An 11,055-nucleotide genomic window follows, 5' to 3' on the forward strand; every position below is an offset into this window, starting at 1 on the left:
TGAAATAGAGTTTGATGCATGCTTTCTAGTAATATTCGGTTTTTGCACGAAGGCAGCAGCACTTTCAACCGCTTTATAGATTATATAGTGCATAACAGATACAGAACATTCAGCTAAACAAACTCTAAGTAAGCTTACGAGCTTGTCACCAATAGACGGTGCCAAGTCATTTATCTTTGACCTAGTAATTAAGTAGCTCAAACATTCTCCTAGCTGTATTTGCTGGCACCAACTTTCAAACTGAGGATTAGCTACTAAGGAACTGATATTCTTCTTAGATTTAGCATCCAACATTGCTTTAGTGAGATCGTCATTACCATAAGCAAACTCAAAATTTACCTGATGATAATCAATTTCTAGTGCTCGTTTACTATTAACATTAACGTAGTCATAGCTCTCTTCAGGAGCTAATAGGAGTAGGTTCAATTTGAAAAGATGATGGAGTATATGTTCATCCAACCCAAAGAATGGTGACAAAGCTAATGATAGATTATTACGTAGAGAGATCGTTGTTTTTAGATTTTCTGTTCCTAGGCTGTCTATAGTGGCAGCAAGTAAAAGCCTATCTACTTCATTAAGATCAGTTACTGACGGGACCTCAGCTAATTGAATGCCTCTATAGTTATTAATATGTTCGAGAGTTGCTTGTCTTTGCTCTTCTTTTAAACGCTCTTGCTCAAGACAGTACTTTAGATGTTCTTGCTCTCTTCTTTCTAGAAAAACGTTCCAACACTCGTCACATTGCCAACTATCAGGTTTTAAGTGAACCAGCTGTGAACGAGTATGGCAAACCTTAGGTTTACCGCAGTCTACACACTGGCAATCTAGTACGATTAGGTGAGCATTTGCCTTAACGATATTAGGTATATCTTGATGCTTAGAGCCAAACTCTTGACCTATCTCTCTACAGGTATATATAAAACCACTTCTTTTACCGCCTTCTCTTAGCCAGTACCTCTCACAGATAAGCTTATTAGTTTCTGTAATATCTGACTGATACTCTAATTTAGTTTTCATACTTATCTCTCAATACCGACTATATCCCGTGGATATTATAGCTGACCACTGTGAGTATTGCTATTTTTAGCAGTGGTTAATGAGATGACGACAGATGAGCGCATGATAGCTTTTGGAAAGCGTGTTCGTGAGGTACGAAGAAATAAAGGAATATCTCAGGAAAAACTGGCTGAACTAGCAGGAATCGATAGAAGCTATATGGGAAATATTGAGCGTGGTGAGAAGAACATCACGCTCAAAAAGGTCTATGAGATCTGTGAGGCTTTAGGAGTTGACATAAATGATCTAGTTTAATAGTCCGAGATCATCCTAGTTATCGTCATTTTCAACATTATTTACTAACTGCTGCCAATCATCGGTAATTTGCTTCCAATCAACATCTCTTTGTATGTCTTCACCTTTAGAATTTTTACCTGTCCATACGTCCCAATAATCTGGATCATTTGATTTTGGGCGATGACCTTCTGGTAAATGATTCATTTCAACTAAAACTGGTAGCTCAGAAGCCCATCCTAGCAAAAACGCATTTCTTGAAGGCAACCCTGGTAAATCTCGCAACAAACCTCTTAAGTTATCAGGAACAAGCTTGTGTACCAATTCTTGATCTCTTTCATTACTTATTCGGTGTAAGAGAAAACTATTACATTGAGATAATACAGTAGGGGATAGTTCGCTTGGTCTCTGTGATGACAAAACCATGCCTAGCCCAAACTTTCGTCCCTCACGAGCGATCTTTTCAAACACCTTGCAACATACTTCCGCAGAGCCATGATACTCATTATCATCTTTGTAACGTTTGACGAATGTATGCGCCTCTTCCATGACTAACACTGTCGGTAGTGTTTTTCCGTCATTTAGTTTGCGATATCTCTGTAAAGACTCTAACGTTATCCGAGCAATAACAGCCGTTAAAACATGAATAATATCAGCAGGCACTAAGGATAAGTCTATAACCGTCACTGAACCGTTTGAGGCTTTGTTATCTCCGATGTATTTCTCTAGCCATTCATGCAGTTCTATATTCGAATCGCTCGAAATAGACTTCATTCGAGTATCCGAAAGAATTGAACGTACTCTCATTAGTAGAGTCTCAACATGATCTGTTACTTTCAAAAGCTCAGCATTTGCCTCAAGACTTTTGATAAGCTGATTACCCTCAAACTTTCTAGGGATATCCGCATCTATTGGTAAAACGTCAGTATCTTGTCCTCCAAAGCTTGAATGTGCTTTTTTTAGAAACCCATAAAACTCAATTATTTCGGGTCTAGTAAACTGCCATATTGGATAATTTCCACTTCTAGATTGCTCAAAACTATTAATTTTAATAATTACTTCATTTAAAGACTCACTTTGCTCTTCACTAAATTCATTAAGAGGGCTTAAGCCGTCCCTCCATTTCTTGATCATCTCAAGAAAATTCTTTGGATATGGAAACTTTGTATAAGGTCCACTAGAGTGCATCTCTATATGTGTGATATTTAACAAAATCTTTAAATGTCTACGCATTTCCTGACTAGTAGTTAAACCTTCTTGGAAAACACCCTCTCGGACATTTCGTAGGGATTGTATTAAAGTTGGACGCTGTGTCTTTGCACTCGCTTGAGTAAATGCACACCATTCGGCACTATTCCAGAACCACAATGGTACTTCTAAAGCCTCTGACGTATTTTCTTCTATGCTGCTTTCAGTAGAGTCTGATATAGAAGCGTCAACTTTAAAAATCTTAGCTGTGGTCAAGTCCTCGAAGGTTTTTGCATACTCACCATTAGGATCTAATACAATAAACCTTGCATTAGGTTCACCACCGTCAGTCCTAGCCTTTTTAGCAGCATCAAGTGACCAGCGAATTAAACCAGCTACAGAACAAGACTTACCACTGCCTGTATTACCTAACACCGCTAAATGTCTACCAAACAATCTATCAGGATCAATCATTACTTTCGCATCATTAGCTAGAGGGCTTGTACCTATCAAAACTCGTCTATTTGCTCCTGATTCAATGATGTCTCTGAGCTGGCTTTTGGTAGGCAGCAGTACAGGCACACCAACACTTGGATAACCTTTTACACCACGTACGAATTTATAATGTTCATTACCACAACTATCTGTTTCGTCAAAAATCAAACATCCTAAAGGGTTTAAACTCATTTTTCTTAGAGGATAAGGTAAGTCTATAAGACCAAAATCCTGCAGCCCCCGTCTCTTGGGGTATTGTGAGCGTTCAATTGTTATCCATTCTACTTGACCTACAAGATAGCCTGAATCACTTGGAATAAGCAGATACCCGTTAACTCTTGGAAATGGGCGAGGCGTACCAGTATTCAAAGCTGTTCCATCTGGAGCGTCAATATCAATAAGTACCTTGATTTGATCTGGAGATACAAAATCAACAGTACCAACCCTTAATGACTCTGCGTAAGCAACTGGAGATATTGACATTACGAAATCCCTATAACTGGTCCAATTGAATCTAACTCAATGTCTGAAGGCTTTTCTTCTTTTACATTTGGCAACCGTTGTTTAAGAAGTTCTGTCATGCGAGAAGTAGTTTTATCAATGGCTGCTTTTGGTAGATAATACTGAGTTAAATTTGTTATATCAGCTAGTTCGGGACCTATTAGCAAACTAATTTGTGAGTGACGACCCCATTCATCATATAGCTTCATGATTCGGCCTAAAGGATCATTAAATGAAATAATAACGAGATGAGTGGATGGTATAGTTAACATATCTCTCATTACACGATTTATATGTTCGTCCCCAAAGCTATAACCATATGTCACTAATGTGCTATTCGGACGACAAACGGCTGATGCTAAATCACGAAATAGTTCAATATATGGATAATTTGCAGTTTCCTGATCTTTTGCTGCATTAGGAAAGACCATCATTTTATGCGCTGTTGTATCGGGATACCCAGCTACATCAAGATACGGCGTTAAAGACGAGGCTCCAAACGGAAGCCCCACTCTTCTGATATCATCACCATATTGTAGCCAGTCAATAGAACCATGTAGCTTTGAAAATCTCACTACTCCTTCTAAATATCTCGGTTCACCACGTATTCCAGGCGGATTATAATGTAAATCTATATCTAATCTAGATGATCTAAATATAGGAGATATATTGCCAATAAAACGATCGATTAAATGAATACCAGCAATTTCTGCTCCAGTCTCAATCAATCGGTCATAATTAGTGGTAAATATATTTAAACGGTCGCGAACCCCAGTTCTACTCGCAAAACTCATTAAGAAAGTGACAAGAGTATTAAATGCTAATTCCCGATTTTTTTCACTAGACTTGGCTATATTTCGTTCGCTGGTTAATATTGCTTCAGCAAATTCTTTTAACCCAGACTCAAGCTCACTTCTTAACAATGAAGCTTCGGGTTTGTTAAGTATTTCTAAACCTCTAAGTAACTCATTAGCCACACGTAACTGGTCTTCAATATTACCTTCTCTACGCCCAGCAGCTTTAGATGACTCACTAGCCGTTTCATCAATTTCTTTACCATGCGTATTTAAATCTAATTTAACCATTCCTGCCGCAGGTTCATCAGCTGCAATATAGTGAATAGCATGAGTAATACCTGCACCTGCAAGCAATGAAAGATGTTCAGATTGAAATAAAGCAGTAAGCCAAGGTTCTATACGAGATCTTAGGTCTCGATGACTAAAGCTTTCAGAGCCGTTTAACCAAGCAGGGTTTGAATTTGGGTCAGACGTGAACTTCATTTCTTTATTATTTTTAATATCGGGATCATCTTCCGTAATACTAGTTACTCCAAAAAACGTAGGTTCATGATCATCTCTTACTTTAATTATATTTGGGTAATTAGACATAAAAATCCTTTTTGCTTAAATTGGTAACACTGAAGATATGAAATCACATAATATCTAATGCCATTATCCATAAAGAGCGATTCAAGCTACAATATCCTTAAATGCTATTGTTATGCTATGAAGACCTATCATTCTCTAACGCCTTATTAACAATATCTTTTACCAGGTCATCTTAAACTGGGTACTAAAACTCACACTAAGCCCGTCTGCTTCCATCTGATTAAACAACTTCTCAGCATGCTTTATCTTACGGCTTTCCTCTGCTCTCAGATTATCAGATGAGCTGGTATCTTTAGTCTCAATAATTAAATTTAGCGTTTGACCTTTATCAGTCTCAACAACATAAGCAAAGTCAGGTGAGTAAGTGCCGCCCCCAGCTATTGGTATTCTGATTGAATTTCGGGGAATCTTACTAAATACCGTCACATGCTTTATTTCCTCTTTTATATTCTGCTTTTCTAAAGGCGAATCATAGAAGACATCTTCGAAAAGATAAGCATCATCGGGCTTACCATTATCATAATGAATACCTAGCTGACCTGATTTTAACTCGAGTAAAGGTGAGCCAGTTGAATCTGTATAGCTGGTAGGATGAACTTGATTAGATATGATGTTATAGCCTATTTCAAACTTCTGCATAGCATTTTGGAACAAATAGAGTTTTATCCCGTCAGTAAACTTACGGATAGTTTGGATGTTCAAGTAGTCATTAATATCTAGACCCTGTTCACCTTTGTCTTTTAGATGTCTGAGAGTAACGAACGCTTTATGTAAGGTGGGCAGTTTTATATACGTCTTTTCAGATAACTGACGTAAGAAACTGCCGTAACTCATTGTGCTGATTTTTGCGAAGTCTTCCTCATCGTCATATATACTCTGATAACCAGCTTGGTTATTGTAGATATGAAGCTTCGATACCTTTGTTACGAGTCCAGTCTTACTGAAGTTATTAGCGGTAATTTCTTGCTTGAGATAGTCCATAAGTAGCTTTTCATAAAAATTACCCTCATCTTCAAACTGATATTCTAAAATAGCGCGCTGGTTAATCAGCTCCCATAGCTCCTTAAGTTCTTCATACTTACCGAGTCTAACTTTGGTTTTAGATTTAGTGTCCTCTTTAGACTTATTCTCAATTTTGCCTTTTTTAAGTGCTTTACCAAAGGCATCAGGATAGAGGTCTTTAAGGGCTTGATAACCACCCTCCAAGAATTTCTCATCATCATCAATTAAATTTTGGTCATAAAGTTGATTACTGAGCTCTCTTTTACTCACTTCATAATGATTTTTGATTTGCTCAACTAACTCATTGCTTAGCTCCTCTGGCACTACTTCTGAAGCAGAGGTCTGATTAATCTCTCGGGTCAGCTCCTCTACAAAATCCTTTTCCGTAAAGTCGACATAATAGTTTAAGCGAAAATCATCAGTCTTCTCTCTCGCCATGTGTTCATTGACAGGGAGACGTAGCCCTCGACCAACTTCCTGTAATTTAGAGGTCGTACTACCACTTGAACGGAGCTTACAAATTTGAAAGACGTTTGGATTATCCCACCCTTCGCGTAGTGTCCATTTAGAGAAAATAAAGCGTCTTGGATTATCCAGTGACAATAAACTTTCTTTGTCATGCAAAATTTCGTTAATCTCAGCTTCAATTTTCTCGTCGTTACCCGTGTTATCTTTTGAAAAATAGCCTCCATGGGTTAGACTGATGTCTTCAATAGTACGCTGTAAATACTGTTTATAAAATGGATCTGTTTCTTTGGTAAGAGAGGACTTAGCTATTGCCAGTACCCAAGTCTCAAATTGTGTTTTTAAACTGCCAGCGAGCTCATTACCGTCTCTATAACCCTCAATATCATCAATAAAGAACAAAGTTAATGGTTTAATACGAGGACTACGAGTAAGCAGCTCCCGCTCCAGTTTAAAGTGCTCTTTGATAGCCTTTTGAATCATACTGTCTTGAAGCGACTCATGATAAGAGTAAGGATTAATACTCTCGTCCTTTTTAAGCTCAATACCGTTACTAAGAACCAAAGTAGTTTTGTTTAGTTTTTCGATATTTAAACTATGTATCGCTGAATGGATACTTGAAAGTGAGTCATTATTGCCAAGTATATGGCGAGTCTTGGTACCATTCTCGCTAAGCTCAAACTCAGCTTCTTTACCATCTAATGACTTTAAAGTGAGTTTAGCGTTGTCATTACCTGATAAGGTTTCAACATAGGCGGTAACTCCTTTGACTAGGTCTTGGTTAAAGGCATCAACAGCAGTTAGATGGTAAATGAGGTTTTTATATTCATTATTGAAAGTTGCACCATAGCGTAGCGTGAACTGTGCTTCTAAGTTTGATATGCTTTTCCACGTTTTACCCGTCTGTGGAAATTTATGTGGTTCGTCTATGATAACGACAGGGTTAATACCTGCTAAAGCATCGATTGCTCTATCATACTTCTCTCCAAGCAGTGCTCGATCAAACCTTTCTTCTTGAATAGTAGGCGAATTAATCATGCCTTGATTAATCACCAAAACGTGAATTTTGCTCTTATCACCGTGACTGGCATTCACAAACTGAGTCACAGACTCTGGCATATAGGATCTTTTGCCTTTCTTACTTTTTTTGCTTTCAACCACGTAAGTGACAATTTGCTTATCATGATATTCACCTTGAAAATCATGACGAAAGTGCTCACGCAAAGCATCACTCTTTAGGAAGTTTACCGTACCAGCTTTAATAGAAAGAGTAGGCACGACGACGATAAACTTAAACAGCTCATAGATTTTGTTAAGCTCATACATGGTTTTGGTATAGGTATAAGTCTTACCTGTCCCTGTCTCCATTGAGATATCAAACACAAGGTCATCACTGTGCTTGTCTGTGCCAAATATACCGTTCTCTTGTTGAGTTTGCTTGATATCACTAGCTAGTACGCTAGCGTTAAAGCTAATCTTAGGATTGATATACTGGCTGATGATATAGTCACTGGAAGGATGAAATTCTACGTTCAAAAATGACTTTATTAACGCAGTAATCGCCTTTTCTTGGTGAGGTAGATTTGGTTCAAAGTTAAAGCCTGCCATGGTCACTCTCGTCTATGAAGTTGAAAAAGAAAATAGCTATCAAAAATTTAGTATCTAACAATAATATTGATAGTGATTTTCTTTTTGTTTTGATAGCTTCTGATGGCTTCGTTTAACTCCATTTGCATGGCGGTATCGAAGTTGTAGCCGTTAACTATGATTCTATCTGGCGCAAAATCTTTATCTTCATCTAACTTGTCTAACAAGCACTTCAAGTTTTGAGTGCCAAAGTCAGAGGCGATTAGATATAGGTTCTTATTCACCAGCTCAGCGTTATAGCCCTGCAAGTCTATATCTTCAATTTGCTGTGTTAGATGGTTATTGTCATATAACATCCATGTCGTCAGCAGTGCTTGGTACTGTTCATCACTGAGCACCATGTCGTCAAATAGGCTCTCATTACTAACTTCAAAGTCATCATCTATCTTGGGACGGAAATCATTAGTGGTTTCAAATATTTTGAAGCCTAAATCCAAAAAATTGTTAGATATTTCTTCTTTAAAGATCTTAGCAGTTCTACTTAACCGTTCTTTAGTTATATCAAAGATACTTAGATATCCAGCTTTGTATGCTTCTGATTTTTGCTTTGATTTTTCATCTATTTGAACAAGAATAAACTTTAAGTTAGATGACTCTTTCGCATTCAAGTGCCAAATTGAGTGAGCAGTTGTCCCTGAACCAGCAAAGAAATCTAAAACTATATCTTCATTCGTAACTCCAAAAGCTTTCATTAATTCAGCTAGAAGTAGCTCATCTTTAGGGTTAGTAAATACTTTCCCGCCCATCAATCTACTTAGCCTCTTCGAAGAAGCACGACTATCTGTAAATCTCAAGCTAGTTAAACTTTGATTTTCTGTTTCTTTCAGGTAAGTCTTATTGTTCGGTACTTTCGTGTGATCTTCCCCAAAATGGATTCTGTCTTGCTCTATAAGCTCTAGCATTTTTGATTCAGGACAAAACCAACCTCTTGATGGCTGCTTGCAAGGTTGTTGAGTAGTAGGGTGCATTACATCATATACGTATTGACCATCATTAGGACCAGATATATCAGAGGCAAAGTAAACTCCTCTATTGTCCATCCAGTTATAGTGTTTACTCGAAAAAACTGGGCTGGACTGTGGAAATCCTTTATACCAAGCTAACGCTTCTTTATGAATCTGGTTCCAATTATCGCCATATTGTTTATGGAATTTATCAAAGGCTTTATAAATTTCATCTAAACCACCTTTTTTTTCAGTCCAGTCTCCTTCATTTGTGCCTTTACTTTTTGTAAAAATAAGAATGTACTCGTGCTGGAAAGATATATATTTTTGATCATTCTTTGATGTGTTCTTCCAGACGATCTCTCCGCAATAATTGCTCTCACCAAAAATTTCATTCATCACTGTTCTAAGAGTGAAAAACTCGTTTTCATCTATTGATATAGCAATCACACCATCTTCTTGAAGAAGTTCTCTAGCAATATACAACCTAGGATACATAAAGGTTAACCAAGCACTGTGACTATTCGAACCCTTAGCATTAAAGCTTAAAATACGCTCCGCCTCAGCCTTATCAATACCAGCTAAGCGACTTAAATCATCCACTGAAAATTTAAAGCTATCTTGGTACACAAACCCATCTGATCCCGTATTGTAAGGAGGATCAATATATATCATTTTAATTTTTTCACGGTAGCCATTGACCAAATGCTTCAATACTTCAAGATTATCGCCTTTAATCAGTACATTACCGCTATCACTGTTCTCTGAGCTCTCGTTATGGGCTGTATCAGGCTTTAGTAGCTTTTGTGGCGGTAAGTTGGTTAACAGCCTAGCATAGGCTTTACCAAGCCAATTTAAGCTATATGATTCCTTGACCATATCTACTTCGTTGGCTTTTACGACCTCCATCATCTTTTCAGGCTGAAAGTGACCATCCTTGTCAAAACATTGAGGAAAATGCTTTTTCAAAATAGCAATTTGTTTGCTATTTGCCGTTTCAGTTTCATCAAAGAGGGTTTCGGTAGACAGGTTGGTCATGATACTTCCTAAGGTGTAAGGTAAAAGGAGCACTTATAAAACTGCTTTGGCATTATGACAAAGTCATTCTATCCAAACAATGAGCCAAATATTTCAAACGACACATATTGTCGCATATGCTCGGCTAATGTGAATTGTTAATCAGCTAACCTGCTATTATAACTTTATAAAATTCGATAGTCATGAAATAGGAGTAGATAAGATGTTTGAGATAAAAGGGCTGGATCAACTGAACAAGACATTAAGTGAGTTGGGCAAAGTGACCGATGAGCTTGAAGGTGAATTAGGAACCATACAGTTCGATGCTGAAAGTGCTGAAAGCATTGAGTTAGCTATCGTTGAAATGGAAAATATGATTGATAAAAAGTTCGAAAATTACGCTTCAAATCCTGTGGCTATCGACATGGCTAACGGTATAAAGGCAGCCTATAGGCAGATGATTGTAGATAAAGCAAGTGAAGCAAGAATACAGGCTGATAGTGAGGGGAATGAAAATGGCCGTTGATCTATTCAAAAAAATTGATAATACCGTGTTAGATCTCCAAGCCTCACAAAGCCAAACCTATGAAGGGTTGCTTGAAAATCTAGCTCAGTTGTTAAGCCATGAAGACTTACAGCCTTTCAATGAAACACTTACTCAAAATATTGATTTAGAACAATTTCTAGAGGCGAGCTATGCCACTCAGCAAGGGATGTTTGGCACTAGCAAACTACAGTGGACTGGTAGTGATGAACAAGACCTGGGACTAAAGTATGCATTAGTTCAAAAACTAGGTAATGATACAAGTTATGCGTCAAATTTTGCATACGAGTTTTTTAGTAGCCGCGATAATAAAATAATCTCTTGTATTCATAATTTAGTTAGAGGATTAATCATTCCATTTGTGCGCGACTACAAAGAATATGTTGCTTCAAATAGCAAAATTGAGCCTGAGCTTAAGACATATGATGCTAACGCTGTAGCTCAATCTAATAGAAAAGTATTTGTCGTTCATGGGCATGACGATCATGCAAAAGAAATGATGGCACGTTTTCTAGAAAAAAATGATTTTGAAGCTATTGTTCTTCATGAACAGGCAAGTGGTAATAAGACGATT

General features: G+C 37.5%; 8 protein-coding genes. 3 read left to right on the plus strand and 5 right to left on the minus strand.

What is annotated here, in order from left to right; genetic code table 11:
* A partial coding sequence (locus ACS8FC_RS13625; RefSeq protein WP_439297167.1) for a hypothetical protein occupies window positions 1-1,017 on the minus strand: 1,017 nt, incomplete at its 3' end.
* An 84-nt stretch (window positions 1,018-1,101) separates the two neighbouring features.
* Between ACS8FC_RS13625 and ACS8FC_RS13630 the strand changes: the two genes are divergently transcribed.
* On the plus strand, window positions 1,102-1,311 hold the full coding sequence (locus tag ACS8FC_RS13630; protein WP_290178481.1) for a helix-turn-helix domain-containing protein: 210 nt from the start codon (window positions 1,102-1,104) through the stop codon (window positions 1,309-1,311).
* 15 nt (window positions 1,312-1,326) lie between these two features.
* On the opposite strand, the gene ACS8FC_RS13635 is transcribed toward ACS8FC_RS13630, so the two are convergent.
* The 4 genes from ACS8FC_RS13635 to ACS8FC_RS13650 form a co-directional block, all read right to left on the minus strand.
* Window positions 1,327-3,456, minus strand: a complete 2,130-nt coding sequence (locus tag ACS8FC_RS13635; RefSeq protein WP_290178482.1) for an ATP-binding protein — start codon at window positions 3,454-3,456, stop codon at window positions 1,327-1,329.
* Complete coding sequence (locus ACS8FC_RS13640) at window positions 3,456-4,862, minus strand: SIR2 family protein (RefSeq protein WP_290178484.1); 1,407 nt, start codon at window positions 4,860-4,862, stop codon at window positions 3,456-3,458. Before ACS8FC_RS13640 ends, ACS8FC_RS13635 begins: the two co-directional genes overlap by 1 nt.
* Window positions 4,863-5,021: 159 nt before the next feature.
* The gene (locus ACS8FC_RS13645) at window positions 5,022-7,937 is read right to left on the minus strand and encodes a type III restriction-modification system endonuclease (protein ID WP_439297168.1); all 2,916 of its coding nucleotides are present in this window, start codon (window positions 7,935-7,937) and stop codon (window positions 5,022-5,024) included.
* A gap of 47 nt (window positions 7,938-7,984) precedes the next feature.
* The gene (locus tag ACS8FC_RS13650) at window positions 7,985-9,958 is read right to left on the minus strand and encodes a site-specific DNA-methyltransferase (RefSeq protein WP_290178487.1); all 1,974 of its coding nucleotides are present in this window, start codon (window positions 9,956-9,958) and stop codon (window positions 7,985-7,987) included.
* A 202-nt stretch (window positions 9,959-10,160) separates the two neighbouring features.
* Between ACS8FC_RS13650 and ACS8FC_RS13655 the strand changes: the two genes are divergently transcribed.
* Both ACS8FC_RS13655 and ACS8FC_RS13660 read left to right on the plus strand, forming a co-directional pair.
* Window positions 10,161-10,463 (plus strand): hypothetical protein, encoded by a 303-nt coding sequence (locus tag ACS8FC_RS13655; RefSeq protein WP_290178488.1) that lies wholly within the window; start codon window positions 10,161-10,163, stop codon window positions 10,461-10,463.
* Window positions 10,453-11,055 (plus strand): TIR domain-containing protein (locus tag ACS8FC_RS13660; RefSeq protein ID WP_439297169.1); only part of this gene is annotated, 603 nt, incomplete at its 3' end. The genes ACS8FC_RS13655 and ACS8FC_RS13660, both read left to right, overlap by 11 nt.

It is taken from the genome of Psychrobacter sp. 1Y4, from assembly GCF_051847555.1.

Bases quoted from the DNA above. Each gene is read 5' to 3' on its own strand.
- ACS8FC_RS13640 (WP_290178484.1), bottom strand. From the start codon at position 4,862: ATGTCTAATTACCCAAATATAATTAAAGTAAGAGATGATCATGAACCT.
- ACS8FC_RS13630 (WP_290178481.1), top strand. From the start codon at position 1,102: ATGACGACAGATGAGCGCATGATAGCTTTTGGAAAGCGTGTTCGTGAG.
- ACS8FC_RS13635 (WP_290178482.1), bottom strand. From the start codon at position 3,456: ATGTCAATATCTCCAGTTGCTTACGCAGAGTCATTAAGGGTTGGTACT.
- ACS8FC_RS13645 (WP_439297168.1), bottom strand. From the start codon at position 7,937: ATGGCAGGCTTTAACTTTGAACCAAATCTACCTCACCAAGAAAAGGCG.
- ACS8FC_RS13650 (WP_290178487.1), bottom strand. From the start codon at position 9,958: ATGACCAACCTGTCTACCGAAACCCTCTTTGATGAAACTGAAACGGCA.
- ACS8FC_RS13655 (WP_290178488.1), top strand. From the start codon at position 10,161: ATGTTTGAGATAAAAGGGCTGGATCAACTGAACAAGACATTAAGTGAG.